Here is a 22,824-nt window from a genome sequence, read left to right on the forward strand (position 1 = left end):
GGGTAAAACATGCGAGATTTTAATAACGCTCAAATCACACGCTTAAAAGTGCGTCAAAACGCTGTTTTTGAAAAATTGGATTTGGAGTTTAAAGACGGCTTGAGCGCGATTAGTGGGGCTAGTGGGGTGGGAAAAAGCGTTCTTATTGCGAGCCTTTTAGGGGCGTTTGGGCTTAAAGAGAGCAACGCTTCAAGCATTGAAGTGGAATTGATTGCGCCTTTTTTAGACACTGAAGAATACGGTATTTTTAGAGAAGATGAGCATGAACCCTTAGTCATCAGCGTGATCAAAAAAGAAAAAACGCGCTATTTTTTAAACCAAACAAGCCTGTCTAAAAACACGCTCAAAGCGTTATTAAAAGGTTTGATCAAACGCCTATCTAACGACAGATTCAGCCAGAATGAACTCAATGATATTTTAATGCTCTCCTTACTGGATGGCTATATCCAAAACCAAAACAAGGCGTTTAGCCCCCTTTTAGGCGCGCTTGAAGAAAAATTCACCCGTTTAGAGAAGCTAGAAAAAGAAAGGCGATTATTAGAAGATAAAAAGCGTTTCCAAAAGGATTTAGAAGAGCGTTTGAATTTTGAAAAAATGAAATTAGAGAAACTGGATTTAAAAGAAGATGAATACGAACGCCTTTTAGAGCAAAAAAAATTGCTTTCCAGTAAGGAAAAATTGAACGATAAAATCGCTCTGGCGTTAGAGGTGCTAGAAAATACCCACAAAATCACGCATGCTTTAGAGAGCGTGGGCCATAGCGCTGAATTTTTAAAAAGCGCTTTATTAGAAGCGAGCACTCTATTGGAAAAAGAGCAGGCTAAATTAGAAGAGTGCGAGCGTTTGGATATTGAAAAAGTGCTAGAAAGGCTTGGCATGCTAAGTGGGATCATTAAGGATTACGGGAGCATTACGCATGCTAAAGAACGATTAGGGCATGTTAAAAACGAATTGCATAACCTAAAAGAAATTGATAACCATTGCGAAACTTACCACAAAGAAATAGAGCAACTAAAAACCGAATGCTTGAAATTGTGCGAAGAAATAAGCGGCTTTAGAAAAGAGTATTTAGTCGGTTTTAACGCTCTTTTAAGCGCTAAAGCGAAAGATTTGCTCCTAAAAAGCCCTAGTTTGGTTTTAGAAGAAGCCCCAATGAGCGAAAAAGGCGCTCAAAAACTCGTTTTGAATTTGCAAAATTCCCAATTAGAAACCTTAAGCTCTGGAGAATACAGCCGTTTGAGGTTGGCGTTCATGCTTTTAGAAATGGAGTTTTTAAAGGATTTTAAAGGCGTCTTGGTGTTAGATGAAATGGATTCTAATTTGAGCGGCGAAGAGAGTTTGGCGGTTTCTAAAGCCCTTGAAACCTTAAGCAGCCATTCCCAAATCTTTGCCATTTCGCACCAAGTCCATATCCCAGCGCTCGCTAAAAACCATATTTTAGTCTTCAAAGAAAACCACAAAAGCCTCGCCAAAACCCTTAATAACGAAGAAAGGGTTTTAGAAATCGCGCGCATGATAGGGGGGAGCGAGAATATAGAGAGCGCGATTTCTTTCGCTAAAGAAAAATTAAAGGCGCAAGAATGAAATTTTTTCTTTTAAAGAAATTCAGCGAATTTTTAAACGCTCAAACGCATTTTAACCTCAAACGCTTGAGCGCATCTAGTTTTTTATTAGAGACTTTTTCTAAAGAAAAACACACCTTTGTTGTAGATTTGAATGAGCCTTATATCGGTTTGTCAAAAAAACCCCCAGAGAGCGTTTTAAAAAACACCCTAGCGTTAGATTTTTGTTTGAATAAATTCACTAAAAACGCCAAAATCTTACAAGCAAACATCGTTGATAACGATCGGATTTTAGAAATCACAGGCGCTAAAGATTTGGCTTATAAGAGTGAAAATTTTATTTTGCGTTTAGAAATGATCCCTAAAAAAGCCAACCTCATGATTTTAGATAAAGAAAAATGCGTGATAGAAGCCTTTCGTTTTAATGACAGGGTCGCTAAAAACGATATTTTAGGGGCATTGCCTCTTAATACATATGAGCATCAAGAAAAGGATTTGGATTTTAAGGGATTGTTAGACATTTTAGAAAAAGATTTTTTATCCTATCAGCATAAAGAATTAGAACACAAAAAAAATCACATCATCAAGCGATTGAATATGCAAAAAGAACGCTTGAAAGAAAAATTAGAAAAACTAGAAGATCCTAAAAATTTACAATTGGAAGCGAAAGAATTGCAAACTCAAGCTTCGCTATTGCTCACTTACCAGCATTTAATCAATAAGCATGAAAGTCGCGTGGTTTTAAAGGATTTTGAAGATAAAGAATGTGCGATTGAAATTGATAAGAGCATGCCCTTAAACGCTTTTATCAATAAAAAATTCACTCTCAGCAAAAAAAAGAAACAAAAATCGCAATTCTTGTATTTAGAAGAAGAGAATCTAAAAGAAAAAATCGCTTTTAAAGAAAATCAAATTAATTATGTTAAAGGAGCACAAGAAGAAAGCGTTTTAGAAATGTTTATGCCGGTAAAAAATTCTAAAATCAAACGCCCGATGAGCGGGTATGAAGTGCTGTATTATAAGGATTTTAAAATCGGTTTAGGGAAAAACCAAAAAGAAAATATCAAACTCTTACAAGACGCAAGAGCGAATGATTTATGGATGCATGTAAGAGATATTCCTGGATCGCATTTGATCGTTTTTTGCCAAAAGAATACGCCCAAAGATGAGATCATTATGGAATTAGCCAAAATGTTGATTAAAATGCAAAAAGATGTGTTTAATAGTTACGAAATTGACTACACGCAACGAAAATTTGTCAAAATCATCAGAGGAGCTAATGTCATTTACTCAAAATACCGAACTATTAGTCTAAAGGACACTTAAACACTTAAGGAGGTTAGCATGGGTGTTTCAGCTTTAGGCAATGTAACTTACATCAACCAAAACGCTCCTTTAAATTCTGCTATCCAACAGGGTGCAAGAAGTGATATGCTGGATTTAGCGCAAAGCTTTCAAAATAAGCTTGAATTAGCCCAAGAAACAAGGGCGTTAGAAAACATGCAAGCTATTAGCGATAAAGACCCTAAGGAAGGCTCTAAAAACCGCTATCAAAACAGCCGAAGGGCTAAGGCGTTTGGCTTGGAAGAAGAAGAAATTGAATTGTGGCATGAAGAGCATTTGTTGGATATTGTGGGGTAGGATTAAACTAAAAGGTTAAGATATCTTAAATGGATTTTTTTAATTTGGTTTAAGTAAAACTTGATGTAGGTTTTACTTAATTATTATATTATATTTATACTTTCTTTCTGCTATTAAAATAATTTAAACAATAAACATAAAAATATTTTTTATGTTGACTTACTATTATATTTATGATATTGTAGAACTTATGTCAATGGAAGCTATAACTTTAAAAGCATATAGCAAAGGCTTTCTAAAGGAGATTATGAAACGCTCTTTAGGGTTACAAACAGAAACTAAAATCCTATAATAACCTATAAAATACTATAATTTTTGTATAGGTTATTAAGTTTTGTGTTATACTGCTTGCATGAATAAAAGAATGCTATCAATCGGTCAAGCGAGTAAGCTTTTGGGTGTAACTATCCAAACCTTACGCAATTGGGATAAAAAAGATTTGTTAAAACCTGATGAACTCACTAAAGGCGGTGAAAGGCGTTACAAGTTAGAAAGTTTAAGGCGTATCAATAGAAACGCAGTCTTTAATCAAGATGAATTAAAAACAATAGCTTATGCTAGAGTAAGCTCGCATGACCAACAAGAGGATTTAATCAGACAAGTTCAAGTTTTAGAGCTTTATTGCGCTAGATGCGGCTTTAACTATGAAGTGATACAAGATTTAGGGAGTGGCATGAACTACTATAAAAAAGGCTTAACCAAGCTTTTAAACTTAATCTTAGACAATCAAGTCAAGCGCCTTGTATTAACGCATAAAGACAGATTATTACGCTTTGGAGCTGAATTGGTATTCAGTATTTGTGAAGCTAAAGAAGTAGAAGTGGTTATCATCAATAAGGGTGATGAGAATGTGAGGTTTGAAGAAGAATTAGCCAAAGATGTTTTAGAAATTATAACCGTCTTTAGCGCTAGATTGTATGGCTCTAGGTCTAAGAAAAACAAAAAACTCTTAGATGAAATGCAAGAAGTCATAACTAACAATGTCAGCTATCTCAATCACGCATAAAATCGCTTTAAAGCCTAATAACAAGCATATTACTTACTTTAAAAAAGCTTTTGGGTGCGCTAGGTTCGCTTATAATTGGGGGTTAGCTAAATGGAAAGAAAACTACCAACTGGGTATTAAAACTAACCATCTACAGCTTAAAAAAGAATTTAACGCTCTTAAAAAATCGCAATTTAATTTCGTTTATGAAGTAACTAAATACGCCACCCAACAGCCTTTTATCCACTTAAATCTAGCCTTTAATAAGTTTTTTAGGGATTTGAAAAAAGGTTTAGTGAGTTACCCTAAATTTAAAAAGAAAAGAGAGTTTCAAGGTTCTTTTTATATAGGGGGCGACCAAATTAAAATCATTCAAACAGCTAATACTGGTTATTTAAAAATACCTAACTTACCACCAATCAAACTCACTGAAAAACTAAGATTTCAAGGCAAAATCAATAACGCTACCATCACTCAAAAGGGCGATCATTTCTATGTTTCAATCTCTTGTGGTGTTGATGAGAGTGAATACAAACGAACCCATAAACTCCAAGAGAGTCATAATAAACTAGGGGTTGATATAGGGATTAAATCCTTTGTGAGTTTGTCTAATGGCTTAAATATCTATGCCCCTAAGCCCTTAGATAAGCTTACTAGAAAGCTTGTAAGAATTAGCAGACAACTGAGTAAAAAAATCCACCCAAAAACCAAAGGGGATAAAACCAAGAAATCTAATAATTACTTAAAGCATTCTAAAAAGCTTACCCACTTGCATGAAAAAATCGCTAACATCAGACTTGATTTTTTACACAAGCTCACAAGCTCTCTTATAAGACACTCAAACTCGTTTTGTTTAGAGAGTTTGAAAGTCAAAAACATGTTTAAAAATCACAGGTTGGCTAAATCTTTAAGCGATGTTTCTATGTCTGTGTTTAACACGCTATTAGAGTATAAAGCTAAATACTCTAATAAAGAAATTCTAAGAGCTGACACTTACTATCCAAGCTCTAAGACTTGTTCTAATTGTCAAAAGGTTAAACAAGATTTAAAACTTAAAGATAGGATTTATCAATGCCTAGAGTGTGGCTTTGAATTAGATAGAGATATAAACGCTGCTATCAATCTTTTAAAGCATTTAGTAGGTAGAGTTACTGCCGAATTTACGCCTATGGACTTGACAGCTCTGTTGAATGATTTATCCAAAAATCGTTTAGCAACTAGCAAGGTTGAACTAGGAATACAACAAAAACCCTAAATTAAGAGAATTTTATAGCTCTTTATAGGATTTTATAGGTTTGTAGTAACGGACAGAGACACCCGAAATTCTATTGACAACTCAAAGCTAAACATACTAGACTTAAAGGATACAAAGATGCAACAAGCCTTACAAGACAAAAGCATAAGCCCATGTTTAGTGGATGATTATCGTTATCTAAATAAGGGCATACCGAACTTTTTTGATTATAATATCAAAGACAAAAACGAAGCAAAGGAAAGACAAGATGAAAAAGAAAAACTAGCCGATAAGATAGAAAAAGATGAAAAAGACAGCGATGAGTTAAAACACAGCGAAATTGATACAAAGGACACAACCATGAGCGATGCACCATTTCGCTTTTTAGCATGTTCTACTAAAATTACCCAAAAGAGATTAAAATACTTCTGCGGTAGGAATAGAAAAAGTCAGCTGTAATTTGTTAAGTCAAAAAAGACTAATACTAGGAGAAAACAATGAAAATTAAAGCGATTGCTATGGTGCTATTGTTAAGTGGGGCGTTTTGTTTAGCACATGAAAAAGTGAGCAAGCAAGAATTAGAACACCCCATCACCCAACCGATATACACAGAAGCGCTAATAGACACTTATACTTTTGACTTATCAAGTCAGCAAACTATAAGAGATATTTATAAGGCAATGTATAGAAACAATGCCATTGCGGTCAGCAATTTGGATAGGGTTACTAAAAATGATGCACTTATTAAGAATGCTTATAAAAAAATTGACAACTTGGAAAAAAGAATAAGACAGCTAGAGCAACAGCTAAAACAAGCTAAAAAGTAAGCAAAAAAACCCCTATTAACTAGGGGCGTTTTTATCTTAAAAAACAAACTATGCGGTTATTATAACATAATTTTTTATTTCTGTTATAATGTAGATATGAGCATGAATAATAAAGATAACGACGAAGTCAATATCATACAAGAATACAAAAAGATATACGATGAGTGCGAAGTCCAAGACAAGATAAAAGTGCTAGGCAATATTCAGAAGTATCAAATGGATATGCTAAAGATTATCCGTAATCAAACCCAATTAAACAATTTTCGTTTAACTGGTTGCTTTTATGATATTTAACAAACCCTTTGTCCTCTCAAAAAGAGGAAATGGCGCTAGAGTCTCCTGGTGTCTGGCTCTTGGGGGCCTTTTGATCAAGGTGTTAGCGCATTTGGAAAAATCAATCAAATCCATTGTTGTTTTGATGTAACTGGGCAAGTTTAATAAGCATATTTCAAAGAGCTTATAGCTCGCTAAAGCGTCCGCGTAGGCTCTGTGGCTGACTTCTATACCAAACCCTAAAAGCTCTTTTAAAAAGCTCAAAGAATAACGCATGGACAAAATGGCTCGTTTGGATAAATCCAAAGTGCAAAGCTTTAAATTCAATAAGGGGCAATGCAATTTTTCTACAAAATAACGCCCTAAAAAATTGTAATCAAAATTAGCGTTATGGGCTACAAACACGCTATTGCCTAAAAAAAGCCGCAATTCTTGCAAGGCTTCATGCACGCTTGGGGCGTTTAGGGTGTCTTCATAAGTGATGCCTGTAAGCTCAGCGATATAATCAGGAACGCTTTTGACTTTCACAAGGGTTTCAAAACGATTGATGATTTCCCCCCCCTTCACTTGCACAGCTCCGATTTCTAAAATCTCATGTTTTAGGGGGCAAGAGCCGGTGGTTTCTAAATCAATAAAGGAAAAAACCTCATCTTTAAGGGGGGTTTTAAGGTTTTTGAGCGTGATTAAATTTTCACTCGTTTCTACGAAATTAAGCCCGCACGCTTTTAAATATTCCAAATTGACTTCATCATAAATAAGGCGAGAGAGCGATTTTTCTAGCATGCCCAAGCTTAAATCCTGGTGCTTTAAGCGAGCGATTAGGGCTTGAATGTCTTTATGCAAGAGGCTGTCTGACATTCTGTAAGCCTTCAATAGCCAGCTTACGATCTTTAGATTTAAAAATATAACTCCCTGAAACCACCACATCCACGCCCGCTTGCTGGAGTTCAAAGATATTTTTATCATTCACGCCCCCATCCACTTCTAAAAGACAGCTAGGGTTGTAACGCTTGATCAATTCTTTAACTTTTAAGCATTTTTCTAGCACCAGATCTAAAAACTTCTGCCCGCCAAAGCCTGGATTCACGCTCATTAAAAGCACTAGCCCCACGCTTTCTAGCAAGTATTTAAGGCTTTCTTCATGCGTGTGGGGGTTTAGAACAACACCTGGCGTGATGCCTGCATTTTTAATGAGTTGCAACACCCTATGGGGGTGTTTTTCATTTTCTGCATGAATGCTAATGATTTGCGGGTTTAAAGGGGCGAACAATCCCACAAAAAAGCTCGCATTTTCTACCATTAAATGCACATCTAAAGGCACTTTGCTTATTTGAGTAACCTTCTCTAAAACCACAGGTCCCATGGTTAAATTAGGCACATAATGCCCATCCATCACATCCACATGCAAAAAATCAGCGTTACTCACGCTCTCTATCTCTTTGGCTAAATGCATAAAATCAGCGCTCAAAAGGCTCGGAGCTACTTTCAAAATACTTCCCTATTTCCAATGTTTTCAAGTAAAATATTAGCATCTTTAATCAAATCATAAAAGGGTTTTTATGGATTACAAACATTTTAAAGGCAAGCATGCAAACATCGTTATAGAAATCATTAGTCTTTTAGAAAAAGGGGTTAAAAAAGCCCAAGAGATTTTAGAAAAGCCAGACGCTGGGAGTTACACCAAGCTAGAAAACAGCAGCGGGGATACGCCCATTAAAGCGGATTTAGCCCTAGACAAATTTTTAGAAGAAAATTTTTTGAGTTTAGAAAATGTGAAAAGCGTTTTTAGCGAAGAAAAAGAAACGCCCGTTACTAAAGAAAACGGCTCTTATTTGATCGCTTATGATCCCTTAGACGGGAGTTCAGTGATGGAGGCGAATTTCTTAGTGGGCACGATTATAGGGGTTTATGAAAAGGATTATAAGGCGCAAAATTTAGCCGCCAGCCTTTATGTGGTTTTTGGGCATAAAGTAGAACTAGTGGTGGCTTTAGAAGAAGTTTATCGTTACGGGTTTTACCAGAACAAGTTTCATTTTATAGAAACCATTGTTTTAGAAAATAAGGGTAAGATCATCGCTAGCGGAGGCAATCAAAAGGATTTTTCTTCGGGCTTAAAAAAGGCTTTAGAAGGGTTTTTTGCAGAAAATTACCGCTTGCGATACTCAGGATCTATGGTGGCTGATGTCCATCATGTGTTGATTAAAAAAGGCGGAATGTTTTCCTACCCGCAAAAGAAATTGCGAAAGCTTTTTGAAGTCTTTCCTTTAGCCTTGATGGTTGAAAAAGCTAGAGGGGAAGCGTTTTATTTTGATAAGGGGGTTAAAAAGCGCCTGCTAGATCAAAGCGTAGAAAGCTATCATGAAAAAAGCGAATGCTATTTGACTAGCCAGCATGAAGCTCACATTTTAGAAAAATATTTAAAGGGAGAATGATGCCAAATAGCGCTAAAAAATTAGAATATGAAGAGCGTTTTAATGACGCTCTTTTGAAATTGCAAGCATGCCAAGAAGAAAAACAAGTAGCGAGTTGCTTGAAATGCGAGAAGGTTTTAAATTGCGAGATTCGCAACAGCTATGTGAATGCGGCTTATGAGAGCATGAGTTTGGGCGAAGCGGGCGGGTTTGATTTTAATTAAAATGGGCTTAAAATGGTTAGTAACACTACCTTGCAAAAGAATTTAGACGCTTTTTACACCCACCCCAAAATCGCGCGATTTTGTTTGGATTTATTAAAAGATCTCATCAATCAAAATCTAGGGCTAGGCTTAAATGCATTCCATTTTTTAGAGCCAAGTGCAGGGAGTGGGAGCTTTGTTGGCGCGTTAAAAGGATTAGGGATTGCTGATTGTCTCGCCCTTGATATTGCCCCTAAAGCTCAAGGCATTCAACAAAAAGATTATTTGTTGGAATTGATTGAGTTTAACAAAAAGCGTGTCATTATTGGCAACCCTCCTTTTGGGCACAGAGGGAAATTAGCCCTAGATTTTTTAAACAAATCTTTGAATGAAGCGCCTATTGTAGCGTTTATTTTGCCCAATTTATTCAAACGCTATTCTGTTCAAAAACACATTGATAAGCGTGCAAAATTGGTTTTAAACGCTGATTTAGAAAAAAACGCTTTTATTTTTAATGAACGACCCTATGATGTGAAATGCGTTTTTCAAATCTATATGCATAAAAATATCGCCCTAAATCTTAAAGACGAACGGATCGTTGCACCCCCAAAAATCCGCCATAATGACTTCATCACTTATATTCATAACAACACGCCACACACCCTTAAATATTTCAACAAAGAAAAATACCAATGGGATTTTGCGGTGGTAAGGCAAGGCTTTTATGATTACAACGAAAAGATCACCAATGCAAATTTACTGATTAAAAACCGACAATATTTTTTTATTAAAGCCCACTCTAAAGAAGCTTTAAGGATTATCCACAAAATTGATTTCAACAAACTTGCTCACAAAAACACGCAAGTTTTAGGGTTTTCTACTTATGATTTTGTGGAAGAATATTGCAAATTAAAGGAAATGCATGCTTGAAAAAGTGTTTCAAGAAATTACCAATAAAAGAAAGTTTTTTGCAAGTTCTAGCACAGGAGAGCAGTTTGAAAACAAATTTAGGAATGAATTAAAAAAACACTTTAGCGAAATCAACGGCGATTTAATAGAAGGGTTAAGCCATATTGAAGAAAAGCCTAATAAGGAAATCAAAACCACTTTTAACCAACTCAAAAAGCAAGTTTTAGAGAAAAATCACCCAGAAACCCTTAAAAACCCTTTTTCAAAGCTTACAAGCCATTTTTTATACCAACCTTTTGGCTCACAAAATTACCCTGATTTTTTAGTTTTTCTTTTTGATGATGTGGTGGGGATTGAAATCAAGTTTTCTAAAAACGATAAGGGTGAAAAAAATCTTCAAACATCTCGCCCCATGTGGAATTCAAACCTGCCTAAACCCAATGCGATTTATGTGTATGGAGTCGCTAATGCAAACATCACTTTTTTTAAAGGCTCAGATATTTTGAGTTATGAAACCAGAGAGGTCTTGCTCAAGTATTTTGATACTTTAGATAAAGATGAAGAAAGTTTGAAAAACGCCTTAAAGGATTTAGAAAACCCTTTTGGGTTTGCCCCCTACATCAGAAAAGCTTATGAGCATAAAAAGGAATTTTCTAACCACTACCAGATTGAAAGCTTCTTTTCGCCCACCCGCATTTTAAGAGAGCAGAATGTCTTGAAATTTTTGAAAACGCTCACTCATTAGCATATTTGCACCCATTTATTTCTTGTAAAATACAAGTAATTTTAGTTTAGCATGGATTGGTTAAAGTTTAGATATAATGGGCTTACAATGATTGTTTAATACAAGGAGATGAGATGTTAAAAGATGCAGAAATAGGAGTTAAATTTTATAAAGAATTTGGCAAATTAGAAAAACAATTAGTTAAATATCAAAATAAGGTTTTAGAAATTAAAAAACAAATGAGAGAGATTAAAAAGCAATATTCTCAAGCCAAGAAAGATGAGAAAAAGGCTAAAAATCTAGAGACTTTACAAGCGATTAGAGATGTAGAAAGTGGGGCTAATTTTACAAAAATTGATAGTTTAGATGAACTTACTAATGAGTTAAAAAGAGAGATACATGCTGGATATTGAATACCACAATATGTTTAGAAAAGACTACAAAAAGTATCTCAAAAATGGCTTTGATAATAAGCTACTTGATGAAGTAGTTTTAAAATTAAGACAACAAAAACCACTAGATCCAAAGTATAAAGACCACATATTAAAAGGTGAGTGGTATCCTTGTAGAGAGTGCCACATTAAGCCTGATGTTTTGTTGGTTTATATAGTCAAAAATAACGCTCTTTGGCTGCTTAGGTTAGGTAGCCATAGCGAGTTGTTTTAAGGTTCGGATCGCGCTAATTCTGCTGTTAAATCCACTCATAGTCCGCCTTTAAATCGTTTTTGAGCGTGATTTCTTGCTGATCTAATGTTTTTGTAATTACTTGTTTTAATCCGGCTCTCTGTCGCTTCCAAATAAGGCAACCTAAAATGTGGCAAGTAAATTAAATCTGTTCTATTTTTTCTATCAAAAAATCATAAGCGTTTGAAGAAAGTTCTTTATAGCGTGAAACAGGTTCTACTATTTCTATTTCCAAACAATAACGCTTTTTGTCTAGCTCTTTTAGAGAATTTTAAAAAATCAGTAAGTCTTGTTTGGTTATCTTTTGATCGTTTAAGAGCTGATCAAACAAGCCATCATTATGATGTAAAGCCACTGATATGTCAAAAATATCCCTTGTTTTATTGTCAGTTTTTCTAAAAGTAATCTTTTTAGCGATAATGTTTTCTAGACTTTCCACATAAATATCAAAAGAGAAAATCTTTTTAGAATCATCAATATACCCCTCATTACTAGTGCAATCTAACAGAATGTCTATTTTAATGTTGTCCTTATTGGTTACACCTATGTGATTGTGTTGATCTATATATCTAGCGCTGTCAAAATGACTGCAATCATCTATCCATAGCTTAGGGCTAAAAAATCCTAAGTATTGAGCGTCATTAACAAACAAATCAATATCAAAACTTAGTCTATGTTGGAAGTAATACATGCTCAAAGCTGTGCCACCGCCAAACTTAATCATACTAGGCTTAAGCCCTAAATTCAAAGCATTTTTAATGATAGGATAAAATTGTTCTAAGGCTTTTATTTGAGTTTGGAAGTTATTTTTAACAAAATTAATCTCACTGATAGGGATTGATGGATAGAACATACTGAATATTTTCCATAGGGATATGATAATCTTGTGAAAACCACTCTATTTCTTGTTCTAGGGCCTCTTGCTGAATCGTGCCTATGATGTATTTGTCAATGTTGCTCAAATTAGTGGTTTTCTTCTTCATAAAAAGATCTATAAGATATTCTAGGCTCACATGGTTATTTTTATTCCCAATAGAGTTATTGATGGTGGCTAGTAGCATAGGGGAAAATGGCATTTTACTCTCCCTAGTAAATTATCGTGGTAATCCATTATATTGCGAGCAACTTTAAAACCATTCTCATCTTGTAATAAATTACTATATGATTATAGTTTAAAATCTCCATGCATTTATTAACTAACTCTATTTTCTTTTCCATTCTTATTCTCCTAAAAAAATCCTTTAAAAATGGCTAAAACTTGGAGTAAAAAATACACTTCAAAAAGTCTAATATCACGCGCATAATAGGGCGAAATTACCTTAAAATCCCTGTGTTTTATCTCCCTTAACTTTTCTTATCATTGATGTGTCTGACGGCTAAATTATGCGAATTGATTTCTAAAATTTTCTTGCTTTTAGGGTATTTGAAAAGCCCCACATTAAAATCGTTGTTTTTAACACGCTTTCAGGAAAACCAACACGCTGTTAAAATTTTGGCAAAATCCATAATTTTTAAGGCTTAAATGGTTTTCAAAAAAATATTCGTATTGAAAAATTTGACCGATACCACGCGCATACTCGATCACCCCGATAGCTCCGCTTTTACACTCTATAATGGCTCTAACTTTATTTTTTTCAAAAAGCGTGAAATCTGCGGTAGTGCCATTGATATAAGTGTCCTCTCTTAACAGCTTAAAATCTTTATAATCCATTTCTAAAACAGAGCAAATATCTTTTTGAATATTGCTATTGCTAGAAATTAAGTCTTGGAAGTCTTTTTCTAATCTGTAAGGCATGTTAGTTTATTGAAAGTTAGTTTTTTAAGCGCAAAAACGCGCTTAAAAAACCCTATTTCATTTGCAAAGCCACTTCTTCAGCAAAATTTTCTGCCTTTTTCTCAATGCCTTCGCCCAATTCAAAACGCACATACTCAGTGATTTTTAAATGGTCATCCCATTCTTTGGAGCAATCAGCAACCACTTGAGCGATAGTTTTTTTATCGTCCATGACATAGAATTGCCCTAAAAGGGTTAGGCGTTGATCAATAAGGGTGTTATCAGCGATAAATCTTTCCATTTTTCCAGGAACGATTTTATCCCAGATTTTTTCAGGCTTGCCCTGCACTTTTAATTCGTCTTCAAAAGCTTTTTTTTGGTGTGCTAAAACTTCATCGCTCAATTCAATGCGGCTCCCAAAAGTAGGAATATTTTTTAAAGGTTTGCCCAAGCGTTTAGCCTCTTCATTGTCTTTTTCAATTTCAGCGATCAAGGCTAAAGTTTCTTTTTTGACAAAATCAAGGCTAAAGTCTTTGCTGTCTAATACTTGAGGTTTCATCGCTGCGGCATGCATAGCGATGTTTCGGGCCAGTTCCACCACTTTTGGAGCGTTTTTCTCATTATCGTATTTTATGGTGATTAACACGCCCACCCTGGCGTTAGAATGCGCATAGCCATTGATGATGTGAAAGCTAGGGGCTTTTAAATGAGCGATTTTTCTCACTAAAATGTTTTCACCAATCACAGCGATTTGAGAGTGCAAATATTCTTCAAAAGGCTTGTTGTCTAACGGGCTTTTAAGCAGTTCTTCTGTGGTGTGAATATTGTGGGCTTTGATCGTTTCTAAAGTTTTTTTCACCAATTCCTTAAAGCCCTCATTTTTAGCCACAAAATCCGTTTCGCTATTGATTTCTACCATCATCGCGCTTTTAAAATCAGGCGCTACTTCTAAAGCGATTACGCCCTCAGCAGCGATCCTATCGGCTTTTTTAGCGGCTTTACTCAAGCCTTTTTCGCGCAAGAAATCAATAGCCTTTTGCAAATCCCCAGCCACTTCTACAAGGGCTTTTTTGCAATCCATCATGCCCGCATCGGTTAAATCCCTTAATTTTTTGACTAATTGGGCGCTAATTCCTGACATTATTCGGCTCCTTGAGTGATTTCTTTTTGGATTTCAGCGAGCATTTCTTCTTTTTCTTCATTACTCACATATTCTATCTCTTCGCTATTTTCATCCGCATGGACGATTTCTTCTTGCATGAGTTCTCGCCCCTCTAAAATCGCTTCGCTCATTTCTTTACAAAATAGCCTAATAGAGCGGATCGCATCGTCATTTCCAGGAATGGGGTAATCCACTAAATCAGGATCGCAGTTAGTGTCTAAGGGAGCCACGATAGGGATGTGGAGTTTTCTGGCTTCAGCGACAGCGATTTTTTCTTTAGCCACATCAATCACAAAAATCATATCAGGGATTTTTTTCATGTGGCGCACCCCGCCAAGATATTTATCCAGCTTTTCTTTTTTCCTTAAAATCATGAGCTTTTCTTTTTTAGTCAATAAATCAATTTGACCGCTATTTTCCATTTCTTCAATGATTTCTAATTTCCTCACCGATTTTCTAATGGTGCTAAAATTAGTCAGCATGCCACCAAGCCAGCGGTAATTGACATAAGGGACTTGAATGCTTTCAGCAAATTCTTTCAAAGTTTCATTGGCTTGTTTTTTAGTGCCTACAAACATGATGCTCTTGCCTTGAGCGCTCGCATCGCGCACGATATTATAAGTGTATCTAAAATAGCGCAAAGTTTTTTGCAGATCAATAATATGGATATTTTTCCTAACGCCAAAAATGAATTTCTTGGTTTTAGGATTCCAACGCCTTGTTTGGTGTCCAAAATGCACACCGCATTCTAATAAATCTTTCATGGTTACCATGAGAATATTCTCCTTAAAGTTATTTTGGTTCTCTTCCTCCATGCTCATCTGATTCTTAAATTTCTTAAGAACACCTAAATCAAGGATTAGCATGTGTGAATTTGACGCTGTCTTTGCCTTTGATTCCTATAAAATGATAGAAAAACGACAAAACCCTACGATTATAGCAAAAGATTAGGGTTTTTTAGCTTAAGTAAAAAAGGCTTTTAGGTTATAATAAAGGCAAAATAGAATTTTTAGGATAGATCTAATGGATACACAAAGACAATGCATGGCTTTAAAGGCTTCAGCAGGAAGCGGGAAGACTTTCGCTTTGAGCGTGCGGTTTTTGGCCCTGTTGTTTAAGGGGGCTAATCCTAGCGAGATTTTAACGCTCACTTTCACTAAAAAGGCCACCGCCGAAATGAAAGAGCGCATTTTAGACTATTTAAAAATCTTGCAAAAAGAAAACCTTGAAGATGAAAAAGAAAAAGAAAAATCCCAAAATATCCTAAAAGAATTAGAAGAAAAATACCACTTAAACCCTAGTTTCGTGCAAAATAGCGCTCAAGAAATCTACCAACGCTTTTTAAACGCCGAAATGAGAATCAGCACCATTGATGCGTTTTTCCAAAGCATTTTAAGGAAATTTTGTTGGTTTGTGGGGTTGAGCGCGAATTTTGAAGTCAATGAAGACACAAAAGCGCACCAGCAACAGCTCAATGCGAGTTTTTTGAGCGCTTTAAATAATAAACAGCTTGAGGAATTGAGCGTTTTTATCACTCAATGCTTAAGCCATGATAATTACACAAGCGATTCTATTTTAGAGCGGTTGCGTTTTTTAAAAAACAAGCTCTATTTATTTGATCCCAATAAGAAAGAGCCTGCATTTGATGAAAAGGGTTTTTTAGAAAAATTAAGAAGCTTGAACCAACAAATTCAAAGCGTAGAAACAGCGTCAGATATGGCTAAAACAGCCATTAAATGCGATGATTTTAGGGGGTTTTTAAACAGCTCTTTAACCTGGCTTGAAAAAAAGAGCGAATACCGCCATTTCAAAAAACTCAAAGATGAAATCCCCACTTTAGAGAGCGAATGCGAAGAGATTGAAAACGATCTAAAACGCTATTATGAAGCCAAAGAAAGCGCATTGTTTAAAAAATTCCCTAAATTCATCCAGCTTTATGATAAAGCCACTTCTAAAATCCAAGCCCTGGATTTTGATGCGATTAAAGATAAAGTCCATGCCTTATTGAATGGCTATGAAGAAATGCCGGCGGAGTTTTTTTATTTCAGATTGGACAGCAGGATCGCGCACATTTTGATTGATGAATTTCAAGACACGAGCTTGAACGATTATAAGATTTTAGCCCCTTTTATTGATGAGATTAAAGCCGGGATAGGGCAAGCTAAATGGCACAGGAGCGTGTTTTTTGTGGGCGATGTCAAGCAGAGCATTTATGGCTTTAGGGGGAGTTTTAGCTCCTTGTTTGAAAGCGTTTCTAAGGATTTTTACCACGATAATTTACAATTCAACCACCGCAGTTCGCCTTTGATCATTAATTATGTGAATACCATTTTTAAAAAGGCTTATCAAAATTCCCCCACCGCTTATTTGGAGCAAAAATACCCTAAAGCTTCCAGCAACAAACATGCTAGAGACGGCTATGTTAAAGTCTCTTTAGTGGCTGATGAAAGAGAATTGTTATTAAAACAAATCTTGCAAGAAGCTAAAAACCTTTTAGAGCACCGCATTGATCCTAAAGACATTACCCTTTTATGCGCCACTAATGACGACGCTTTAGAAATCAAAAATTATTTGCAAGAGAATTTGAGTGCGATTCGCCCAAGCACGGAATCTAGCGCTAAATTGTCTCAATTTGTGGAATCTAAAATCATTAAGAACGCTTTAGAATACGCTCTAGCTGAAGAACCTTACAAGCCCTTTTATAAGCACAGCGTTTTAAAACTCGCTGGATACTTGCATGATGATGCCATCGCTTTAGCTGGTTTCAACCCTAAAAAAGAGAGTGTGGCAGGCTTTGTGTGGAAGGTGATGGAATTGTTTGAGCTTTATGGAGAGTGCGCGCAAATCTGCTTGGAGTTGGCGGTTGGGTGCGAAGACGCGAATGAATTTTTAGAAAAATTAGAGGCTAAAGAGATCGCTTCTTTCAATGCAAAAGGCGCTCAAATCATGACCATCCATAAATCTAAAGGCATGCAATTCCCTTATGTGATCGTGTGCGAACGCTTGGGCAAGCCTAAATCAAATAGCTCCAATCAATTCCTTGAAGAATATGATGGCACAGAGCTTCTTCGCCTTTATTACAGAATGAAAAATCGTGAGATGGTGGATAAAGATTACGCTAGGGCTTTAGATAAAGAAGAAGCGGCTAAAGATCATGAAGAAACCAATGTGTATTATGTCGCATTCACTAGGGCTGAGTTAGGGCTGATTGTCGTGGCTAAAGACAAAAAAGGAATGCGCGAAAAATTGGATCTTTTGCCTTTAGAAGAGGGAGAAATCGCGCCGGTTATTTCTTCTCAAAAAGAGCCTTTAATTGCAAGCGTTGTAATCAAGCCCCATGCCTATGGCGAGCAAGTCCAAGAGATAGAAGAAGAGCCTAGCGATTATGAAAAGAATAACGACCAGGAAGCGATCAATTTTGGTATCGCCTTGCACAAGGGATTGGAATACCAATACGCTTATAATATTCCTAAAAAAAGCGTTTTAGAATACTTAAACTACCATCATGGTTTTTATGGTTTGGATTACCAAGCGTTAGAAGAAAGTTTAGAGCTTTTTGAAAACGATGCAAAGATACAAGCTCTTTTTAAAAATTTGGCCCTAAGGGGCGAAGTGGCTTTTTTATTTGAAGGGGTTGTGTCTAGGATTGATGTTTTATTGTGGGATAAGGGGCAAAATTTGTATGTTTTAGATTATAAAAGCTCTCAAAATTACCAGCAAAGCCATAAGGCGCAAGTTTCTCATTACGCTGCGTTTTTGCAAACTCAAGCCCCCCATTTTAAGATACAAGCAGGCATTATTTACGCTCATAAAAGACTGCTTGAAAAATTATGGGTTTGAAATTAAAAATTTTAAGGTTGTCTATGAATATCAAAAAAACAGAAAACGCGCTCAGTGTAACGCTTAAAAACTTTATTAAAAGCGAGTCTTTTGGAGGGATTTTCCTCTTTTTAAACGCTGTTTTGGCGATGGTGGTGGCTAATTCGTTTTTAAAAGAAAGTTATTTTGCGCTATGGCACACTCCTTTTGGGTTTCAAATAGGGGATTTTTTCATCGGCTTTAGTTTGCACAACTGGATTGATGATGTTTTAATGGCGTTATTCTTTTTGATGATAGGCTTGGAGATCAAGCGAGAATTGTTGTTTGGGGAGCTATCCAGTTTCAAAAAAGCTTCTTTTCCTGTGATTGCGGCCATAGGGGGCATGATAGCCCCAGGATTGATTTATTTTTTTCTTAACGCTGACACGCCTTCTCAGCATGGTTTTGGGATCCCTATGGCGACAGATATTGCATTCGCTTTAGGCGTGATCATGCTTTTAGGCAAGAGGGTGCCAACCGCCTTAAAGGTTTTTTTAATCACTCTAGCGGTGGCTGATGACTTGGGGGCTATTGTGGTGATCGCGCTCTTTTATACCACGAATTTAAAATTCGCATGGCTTTTAGGGGCTTTAGGGGTGGTTCTTGTTTTAGCTGTATTAAACCGCTTGAATATGCGCTCGCTTATCCCTTACTTGCTTTTAGGGGTGTTGCTTTGGTTTTGCGTGCATGAGAGCGGTATCCATGCGACCATTGCTGCAGTGATTCTAGCTTTTATGATACCGGTGAAGATCCCTAAAGATTCTAAAAATGTAGAGCTTTTAGAACTGGGCAAGCGATACGCAGAAACGAGTTCAGGAGCGCTTTTGACCAAAGAGCAGCAAGAAATCTTGCATTCTATTGAAGAAAAAGCGAGCGCTTTACAAAGCCCCTTAGAAAGATTGGAGCATTTTTTAGCCCCCATTAGCGGGTATTTCATCATGCCCTTGTTTGCGTTTGCAAACGCTGGGGTGAGCGTTGATTCTAGCATCAATTTAGAAGTGGATAAGGTGCTTTTAGGGGTTATTTTAGGGCTTTGTTTGGGCAAGCCTTTAGGGATTTTCCTCATTACTTTTATAAGCGAAAAGCTTAAAATCACTGCGCGCCCTAAAGGCATCAGCTGGTGGCACATTTTGGGGGCTGGGCTTTTAGCAGGGATTGGCTTTACCATGTCTATGTTTATTTCTAATCTGGCTTTCACGAGCGAGCATAAGGACGCTATGGAAGTGGCAAAAATTGCGATTTTACTAGGATCTTTGATTTCTGGGATCATAGGGGCTTTGTATTTATTTTTATTAAACCAAAGAGCGGCTTTAAAGAAATAGCTAAAAATGCTATAATTTGAGATTAAAACATCTTTTAAGGGAATTAAATGGGACAAACTAAAGACATTCTAACGACGCTTTTACCCCTTGTGGTGCTGTTTCTTATTTTTTATTTTTTGATTGTTCGCCCGCAACGCCAGCAACAAAAAAAGCACAAAGAAATGATAGAGGGCTTGACTAAGGGCGATAAAATTGTCACTCAAGGCGGGTTGATTGTTGAGGTGCTTAAAGCGGAAGCGAATTTTTTTAGCGTGAAACTCAATGATGACACCACCGCTAAACTTTCTAAAAACTATATAGCGTTCAAATTAGACGAAGAAGTGGCACAAAATAACAACTAATGAAACTTTTTAACTCTCGCTTAATCGTTTTTATTTGTGCGCTTCTTTTAGGGGTAGGGTTTTCTGTGCCTTCTTTGCTAGAGACTAAAGGCCCTAAAATCACTTTAGGCTTGGATTTAAGGGGGGGGTTAAACATGCTTTTAGGGGTGCAAACCGATGAGGCTTTAAAAAACAAGTATTTAAGCTTGGCGTCCGCTTTAGAATACAACGCTAAAAAGCAAAATATCTTGCTTAAAGACATTAAATCCAGCCTAGAAGGGATCAGTTTTGAGCTTTTAGATGAAGATGAAGCGAAAAAATTAGACGCGCTTTTAGTGGAATTGCAAGGTCATAGCCAGTTTGAAATCAAAAAAGAAGCGGAATTTTATAGCGTGAAGCTCACCCCTTTAGAGCAAGAGGAATTGCGTAAAAACACGATTTTGCAAGTGATAGGGATCATTCGTAACCGCTTGGATCAATTTGGTTTGGCAGAGCCTGTAGTCATTCAGCAGGGTAAAGAAGAAATTTCGGTGCAATTGCCCGGTATTAAGACTCTAGAAGAAGAAAGGCGCGCTAAAGAGTTGATCTCTCGATCCGCTCATTTGCAGATGATGGCAGTGGATGAAGAACACAATAAAGATGCGATGAAAATGACGGATTTAGAGGCTCAAAAATTAGGCAGCGTGTTGTTATCGGATGTGGAAATGGGGGGTAAAATCTTGCTCAAAGCGATCCCCATTTTAGATGGCGAAATGCTTACAGATGCGAAAGTGGTGTATGATCAAAACAACCAGCCGGTGGTGAGCTTCACGCTAGATGCGCAAGGGGCTAAGATTTTTGGGGATTTCTCAGGCGCGAATGTGGGCAAACGTATGGCGATTGTTTTAGACAATAAGGTCTATTCAGCCCCGGTGATTAGGGAGCGTATTGGCGGGGGGAGCGGGCAAATTAGCGGGAATTTTAGCGTGGCTCAAGCGAGCGATTTAGCGATCGCTTTAAGGAGTGGGGCGATGAGCGCTCCCATTCAGGTTTTAGAAAAAAGGATTATAGGCCCGAGTTTAGGGAAAGACAGCATTAAAACTTCCATCATCGCTCTAGTTGGGGGCTTTATTTTGGTGATGGGCTTTATGGTGCTTTATTACTCCATGGCGGGGGTGATCGCTTGTTTGGCGTTAGTGGTCAATCTTTTTTTGATTCTGGCGGTCATGGCGATTTTTGGAGCGACGCTGACTTTACCGGGAATGGCGGGGATTGTTTTAACCGTGGGGATTGCTGTGGATGCTAATATCATTATCAACGAACGCATTAGAGAGGTTTTAAGAGAGAATGAAGGCATCGCTAAGGCGATCCATTTAGGCTATATCAATGCGAGCCGGGCGATTTTTGATTCTAATATCACTTCCTTGATCGCTTCAGTGTTATTATACGCTTATGGCACAGGAGCGATTAAAGGCTTTGCCCTAACCACAGGCATTGGGATTTTAGCCTCTATTATCACCGCTATTGTAGGCACGCAAGGGATTTATCACGCCCTTTTACCTAAACTCACCCAAACAAAAAGCCTTTATTTTTGGTTTGGCGTGAATAAAAGAGCTTAGGAGTTTTTATGGAATTGTTCAAACAAACTAGAATCTTAAACTTCATGCGTTATTCCAATTATGGGGTGGTTGTTTCAGCGATCTTAGCGCTTTTAGCGTTGGGGCTTTTGTTTTTTAAGGGGTTTTCTTTAGGGATTGATTTTGCGGGGGGGAGTTTGGTGCAAGTGCGCTACACCCAAAACGCTCCCATTAAAGAAGTGCGCGATCTTTTTGAAAAAGAAGCTCGCTTCAAAGGCGTGCAAGTGAGCGAATTTGGCTCTAAAGAAGAAATGTTAATTAAATTCCCTTTTGTAGAAACGGCTGAAAATGAAGATCTGAACGCTATCGTGGCTAATATTTTAAAACCCAGTGGCGATTTTGAAATCCGTAAATTTGACACCGTGGGTCCTAGAGTGGGGAGCGAATTGAAAGAAAAGGGCATTTTGTCGCTGATTTTAGCGTTAATGGCGATCATGGTTTATGTGAGTTTCCGCTATGAATGGCGTTTTGCTTTAGCGAGCGTCGTTGCGCTTGTGCATGATGTGATTTTAGTGGCAAGCTCAGTGATTGTTTTTAAGATTGATATGAATTTGGAAGTGATTGCGGCTTTACTCACCTTGATTGGGTATTCCATTAATGATACGATCATTATTTTTGACAGGATCAGAGAAGAGATGCTCTCTCAAAAAACTAAAAATGCCATTCAAGCCATTAATGAAGCCATCTCTAGCACGCTCACGCGCACGCTTCTAACTTCTTTAACCGTGTTTTTTGTGGTGTTGATTTTGTGCGTGTTTGGGAGCAAGATCATTATTGGCTTTTCATTGCCAATGCTAATAGGCACGATTGTAGGGACTTATAGTTCTATTTTCATCGCCCCTAAAGTAGCGTTATTGTTGGGCTTTGATATGGATAAATACTATGAGAATGAGGCTAGAAAAATCAAAAAAGCTCAAGAGAAAGAAAAAATGCGCCGTTTGTATGAGGGCGGTCAAGTTTAAGGAGTTTCTATGGATTGGGGTCGGGTCATTCATGTGCTGTTTAGCCTTATTTCTTTAACCACCATTGCAGGGTTTTTGTATGAGCCTAACACGGTGGTGTTGTTTGTAGCGTTGGCTTTAAATCTTATTTCTGTTACGCTTAAAATTGGGGTGTGTAAGCGTTTCGCTTCAGAGCTGTTAGCGAGCTCTTTAGCTACCGTGTTGCACCTCATACCGGCGTTTGTGTTTTTACAGATCTTAAATAATTTGGTTAGCGCTTACATGCTCATGATTGGGGCGTTGATTAGCAACGCTTTCAGTCTTATCTTTTTGTTGATTGAAAGCGTTGTAACGAGCGAAACGGATTAAGGGGTAACG

Annotated in this window: 24 protein-coding genes and 3 pseudogenes; 20 read left to right on the plus strand and 7 right to left on the minus strand. The window is 37.0% G+C overall.

Annotated features, from left to right (window positions below; genetic code table 11):
* Positions 1-9 precede the first annotated feature (9 nt).
* The 8 genes and pseudogenes from HPSH112_RS07695 to HPSH112_RS08845 all read left to right on the plus strand — a co-directional run bounded on the left by HPSH112_RS07695 (position 10) and on the right by HPSH112_RS08845 (position 6,543).
* Positions 10-1,584 carry a DNA repair protein RecN gene (locus HPSH112_RS07695; RefSeq protein WP_001204497.1) on the plus strand — a complete coding sequence of 525 codons (1,575 nt, stop codon included), beginning with the start codon at positions 10-12 and terminating at the stop codon, positions 1,582-1,584.
* Entirely contained in the window at positions 1,581-2,888 is a 1,308-nt protein-coding gene (locus tag HPSH112_RS07700; protein WP_000667821.1) for a DUF814 domain-containing protein, read from the plus strand. Before HPSH112_RS07695 ends, HPSH112_RS07700 begins: the two co-directional genes overlap by 4 nt.
* 18 nt (positions 2,889-2,906) lie before the next feature.
* Positions 2,907-3,203 (plus strand): hypothetical protein, encoded by a 297-nt coding sequence (locus HPSH112_RS07705; protein ID WP_000539083.1) that lies wholly within the window; start codon positions 2,907-2,909, stop codon positions 3,201-3,203.
* Positions 3,204-3,555: 352 nt separating this feature from the next.
* Positions 3,556-4,209 (plus strand): IS607-like element IS607 family transposase, encoded by a 654-nt coding sequence (locus tag HPSH112_RS07710; protein ID WP_001042542.1) that lies wholly within the window; start codon positions 3,556-3,558, stop codon positions 4,207-4,209.
* Positions 4,184-5,443 carry an RNA-guided endonuclease InsQ/TnpB family protein gene (locus tag HPSH112_RS07715; protein ID WP_001274344.1) on the plus strand — a complete coding sequence of 420 codons (1,260 nt, stop codon included), beginning with the start codon at positions 4,184-4,186 and terminating at the stop codon, positions 5,441-5,443. The genes HPSH112_RS07710 and HPSH112_RS07715 overlap by 26 nt, the downstream gene beginning before the upstream one ends.
* Before the next feature lie 117 nt (positions 5,444-5,560).
* Positions 5,561-5,788: pseudogene (locus HPSH112_RS07720) on the plus strand (hypothetical protein); the annotation flags it as partial.
* Positions 5,789-5,919: 131 nt separating this feature from the next.
* On the plus strand, positions 5,920-6,249 hold the full coding sequence (locus HPSH112_RS07725; RefSeq protein WP_000692551.1) for a hypothetical protein: 330 nt from the start codon (positions 5,920-5,922) through the stop codon (positions 6,247-6,249).
* Positions 6,250-6,345: 96 nt separating this feature from the next.
* The gene (locus HPSH112_RS08845) at positions 6,346-6,543 is read left to right on the plus strand and encodes a hypothetical protein (RefSeq protein ID WP_202170296.1); all 198 of its coding nucleotides are present in this window, start codon (positions 6,346-6,348) and stop codon (positions 6,541-6,543) included.
* On the opposite strand, the gene HPSH112_RS07735 is transcribed toward HPSH112_RS08845, so the two are convergent.
* On the minus strand, positions 6,517-7,380 hold the full coding sequence (locus tag HPSH112_RS07735; RefSeq protein WP_014662301.1) for a 3'-5' exonuclease: 864 nt from the start codon (positions 7,378-7,380) through the stop codon (positions 6,517-6,519). The two genes, HPSH112_RS08845 and HPSH112_RS07735, sit on opposite strands and share 27 nt — an antisense overlap.
* Positions 7,358-8,011 carry a ribulose-phosphate 3-epimerase gene (gene rpe, locus HPSH112_RS07740; protein ID WP_000861441.1) on the minus strand — a complete coding sequence of 218 codons (654 nt, stop codon included), beginning with the start codon at positions 8,009-8,011 and terminating at the stop codon, positions 7,358-7,360. Before rpe ends, HPSH112_RS07735 begins: the two co-directional genes overlap by 23 nt.
* Positions 8,012-8,081: 70 nt before the next feature.
* Between rpe and HPSH112_RS07745 the strand changes: the two genes are divergently transcribed.
* From HPSH112_RS07745 to HPSH112_RS07770, 6 genes are all read left to right on the plus strand, one after another.
* Entirely contained in the window at positions 8,082-8,954 is an 873-nt protein-coding gene (locus HPSH112_RS07745) for a class 1 fructose-bisphosphatase (protein ID WP_000384783.1), read from the plus strand.
* Complete coding sequence (locus HPSH112_RS07750; protein ID WP_001864762.1) at positions 8,954-9,157, plus strand: hypothetical protein; 204 nt, start codon at positions 8,954-8,956, stop codon at positions 9,155-9,157. Before HPSH112_RS07745 ends, HPSH112_RS07750 begins: the two co-directional genes overlap by 1 nt.
* Positions 9,158-9,169: 12 nt before the next feature.
* Positions 9,170-10,066, plus strand: a complete 897-nt coding sequence (locus tag HPSH112_RS08665; RefSeq protein ID WP_000254499.1) for a type II methylase — start codon at positions 9,170-9,172, stop codon at positions 10,064-10,066.
* Entirely contained in the window at positions 10,059-10,790 is a 732-nt protein-coding gene (locus tag HPSH112_RS07760; protein ID WP_000891081.1) for a hypothetical protein, read from the plus strand. The genes HPSH112_RS08665 and HPSH112_RS07760 overlap by 8 nt, the downstream gene beginning before the upstream one ends.
* A 113-nt stretch (positions 10,791-10,903) precedes the next feature.
* Positions 10,904-11,182, plus strand: coding sequence for a hypothetical protein (locus HPSH112_RS07765; RefSeq protein ID WP_000910085.1), 279 nt, complete (start codon positions 10,904-10,906; stop codon positions 11,180-11,182).
* Positions 11,169-11,435, plus strand: coding sequence for a type II toxin-antitoxin system YafQ family toxin (locus tag HPSH112_RS07770; protein WP_000884099.1), 267 nt, complete (start codon positions 11,169-11,171; stop codon positions 11,433-11,435). The genes HPSH112_RS07765 and HPSH112_RS07770 overlap by 14 nt, the downstream gene beginning before the upstream one ends.
* Before the next feature lie 160 nt (positions 11,436-11,595).
* Here the strand turns inward: HPSH112_RS07770 and HPSH112_RS07775 are convergent.
* The 5 genes and pseudogenes from HPSH112_RS07775 to rpsB all read right to left on the minus strand — a co-directional run bounded on the left by HPSH112_RS07775 (position 11,596) and on the right by rpsB (position 15,162).
* Positions 11,596-12,306: pseudogene (locus HPSH112_RS07775) on the minus strand (nucleotidyl transferase AbiEii/AbiGii toxin family protein).
* Positions 12,278-12,529 (minus strand): hypothetical protein, encoded by a 252-nt coding sequence (locus HPSH112_RS07780; protein ID WP_001116807.1) that lies wholly within the window; start codon positions 12,527-12,529, stop codon positions 12,278-12,280. Before HPSH112_RS07780 ends, HPSH112_RS07775 begins: the two are co-directional and overlap by 29 nt.
* Before the next feature lie 164 nt (positions 12,530-12,693).
* A pseudogene (locus HPSH112_RS07785) lies at positions 12,694-13,248 on the minus strand (hypothetical protein); the annotation flags it as partial.
* A 52-nt stretch (positions 13,249-13,300) separates the two neighbouring features.
* Positions 13,301-14,368: a translation elongation factor Ts gene (gene tsf, locus HPSH112_RS07790; protein WP_000014384.1), complete on the minus strand. Its 1,068-nt coding sequence runs from the start codon at positions 14,366-14,368 to the stop codon at positions 13,301-13,303.
* Entirely contained in the window at positions 14,368-15,162 is a 795-nt protein-coding gene (gene rpsB, locus HPSH112_RS07795; protein WP_000258279.1) for a 30S ribosomal protein S2, read from the minus strand. Before rpsB ends, tsf begins: the two co-directional genes overlap by 1 nt.
* 250 nt (positions 15,163-15,412) lie before the next feature.
* On the opposite strand from rpsB, the gene HPSH112_RS07800 reads away from it, so the two are divergent.
* The 6 genes from HPSH112_RS07800 to HPSH112_RS07825 are packed head-to-tail and all read left to right on the plus strand — an operon-like array spanning position 15,413 to position 22,815.
* Positions 15,413-18,229, plus strand: coding sequence for a RecB-like helicase (locus HPSH112_RS07800; RefSeq protein WP_014662302.1), 2,817 nt, complete (start codon positions 15,413-15,415; stop codon positions 18,227-18,229).
* Positions 18,230-18,252: 23 nt separating this feature from the next.
* Positions 18,253-19,569, plus strand: a complete 1,317-nt coding sequence (gene nhaA / locus HPSH112_RS07805) for a sodium/proton antiporter NhaA (RefSeq protein WP_001022256.1) — start codon at positions 18,253-18,255, stop codon at positions 19,567-19,569.
* Positions 19,570-19,616: 47 nt separating this feature from the next.
* Positions 19,617-19,910 (plus strand): preprotein translocase subunit YajC, encoded by a 294-nt coding sequence (yajC, locus tag HPSH112_RS07810; protein ID WP_000531748.1) that lies wholly within the window; start codon positions 19,617-19,619, stop codon positions 19,908-19,910.
* Positions 19,910-21,487: a protein translocase subunit SecD gene (gene secD, locus HPSH112_RS07815; protein ID WP_000765485.1), complete on the plus strand. Its 1,578-nt coding sequence runs from the start codon at positions 19,910-19,912 to the stop codon at positions 21,485-21,487. The genes yajC and secD overlap by 1 nt, the downstream gene beginning before the upstream one ends.
* 8 nt (positions 21,488-21,495) lie before the next feature.
* The gene (secF, locus tag HPSH112_RS07820; protein WP_000418570.1) at positions 21,496-22,467 is read left to right on the plus strand and encodes a protein translocase subunit SecF; all 972 of its coding nucleotides are present in this window, start codon (positions 21,496-21,498) and stop codon (positions 22,465-22,467) included.
* 9 nt (positions 22,468-22,476) lie between these two features.
* Complete coding sequence (locus HPSH112_RS07825) at positions 22,477-22,815, plus strand: DUF6394 family protein (protein WP_000383760.1); 339 nt, start codon at positions 22,477-22,479, stop codon at positions 22,813-22,815.
* Positions 22,816-22,824 lie beyond the last annotated feature (9 nt).

Source organism: Helicobacter pylori Shi112 (genome assembly GCF_000277405.1).
Taxonomy (GTDB): domain Bacteria; phylum Campylobacterota; class Campylobacteria; order Campylobacterales; family Helicobacteraceae; genus Helicobacter; species Helicobacter pylori_C.

What these genes read in the sequence shown, in the direction of transcription:
- secD (WP_000765485.1), top strand. Translation starts at nt 19,910, where the DNA reads ATGAAACTTTTTAACTCTCGCTTAATCGTTTTTATTTGTGCGCTTCTT.
- yajC (WP_000531748.1), top strand. Translation starts at nt 19,617, where the DNA reads ATGGGACAAACTAAAGACATTCTAACGACGCTTTTACCCCTTGTGGTG.
- HPSH112_RS07715 (WP_001274344.1), top strand. Translation starts at nt 4,184, where the DNA reads ATGTCAGCTATCTCAATCACGCATAAAATCGCTTTAAAGCCTAATAAC.
- HPSH112_RS07765 (WP_000910085.1), top strand. Translation starts at nt 10,904, where the DNA reads ATGTTAAAAGATGCAGAAATAGGAGTTAAATTTTATAAAGAATTTGGC.
- HPSH112_RS07710 (WP_001042542.1), top strand. Translation starts at nt 3,556, where the DNA reads ATGAATAAAAGAATGCTATCAATCGGTCAAGCGAGTAAGCTTTTGGGT.
- HPSH112_RS07760 (WP_000891081.1), top strand. Translation starts at nt 10,059, where the DNA reads ATGCTTGAAAAAGTGTTTCAAGAAATTACCAATAAAAGAAAGTTTTTT.
- HPSH112_RS07780 (WP_001116807.1), bottom strand. Translation starts at nt 12,529, where the DNA reads ATGCCATTTTCCCCTATGCTACTAGCCACCATCAATAACTCTATTGGG.
- secF (WP_000418570.1), top strand. Translation starts at nt 21,496, where the DNA reads ATGGAATTGTTCAAACAAACTAGAATCTTAAACTTCATGCGTTATTCC.
- HPSH112_RS07750 (WP_001864762.1), top strand. Translation starts at nt 8,954, where the DNA reads ATGCCAAATAGCGCTAAAAAATTAGAATATGAAGAGCGTTTTAATGAC.
- HPSH112_RS07770 (WP_000884099.1), top strand. Translation starts at nt 11,169, where the DNA reads ATGCTGGATATTGAATACCACAATATGTTTAGAAAAGACTACAAAAAG.
- rpsB (WP_000258279.1), bottom strand. Translation starts at nt 15,162, where the DNA reads ATGGTAACCATGAAAGATTTATTAGAATGCGGTGTGCATTTTGGACAC.
- HPSH112_RS07745 (WP_000384783.1), top strand. Translation starts at nt 8,082, where the DNA reads ATGGATTACAAACATTTTAAAGGCAAGCATGCAAACATCGTTATAGAA.
- HPSH112_RS07735 (WP_014662301.1), bottom strand. Translation starts at nt 7,380, where the DNA reads ATGTCAGACAGCCTCTTGCATAAAGACATTCAAGCCCTAATCGCTCGC.
- HPSH112_RS08845 (WP_202170296.1), top strand. Translation starts at nt 6,346, where the DNA reads ATGAGCATGAATAATAAAGATAACGACGAAGTCAATATCATACAAGAA.
- nhaA (WP_001022256.1), top strand. Translation starts at nt 18,253, where the DNA reads ATGAATATCAAAAAAACAGAAAACGCGCTCAGTGTAACGCTTAAAAAC.
- HPSH112_RS07700 (WP_000667821.1), top strand. Translation starts at nt 1,581, where the DNA reads ATGAAATTTTTTCTTTTAAAGAAATTCAGCGAATTTTTAAACGCTCAA.
- HPSH112_RS07800 (WP_014662302.1), top strand. Translation starts at nt 15,413, where the DNA reads ATGGATACACAAAGACAATGCATGGCTTTAAAGGCTTCAGCAGGAAGC.
- HPSH112_RS07825 (WP_000383760.1), top strand. Translation starts at nt 22,477, where the DNA reads ATGGATTGGGGTCGGGTCATTCATGTGCTGTTTAGCCTTATTTCTTTA.
- HPSH112_RS07725 (WP_000692551.1), top strand. Translation starts at nt 5,920, where the DNA reads ATGAAAATTAAAGCGATTGCTATGGTGCTATTGTTAAGTGGGGCGTTT.
- HPSH112_RS07695 (WP_001204497.1), top strand. Translation starts at nt 10, where the DNA reads ATGCGAGATTTTAATAACGCTCAAATCACACGCTTAAAAGTGCGTCAA.
- HPSH112_RS07705 (WP_000539083.1), top strand. Translation starts at nt 2,907, where the DNA reads ATGGGTGTTTCAGCTTTAGGCAATGTAACTTACATCAACCAAAACGCT.
- HPSH112_RS08665 (WP_000254499.1), top strand. Translation starts at nt 9,170, where the DNA reads ATGGTTAGTAACACTACCTTGCAAAAGAATTTAGACGCTTTTTACACC.
- tsf (WP_000014384.1), bottom strand. Translation starts at nt 14,368, where the DNA reads ATGTCAGGAATTAGCGCCCAATTAGTCAAAAAATTAAGGGATTTAACC.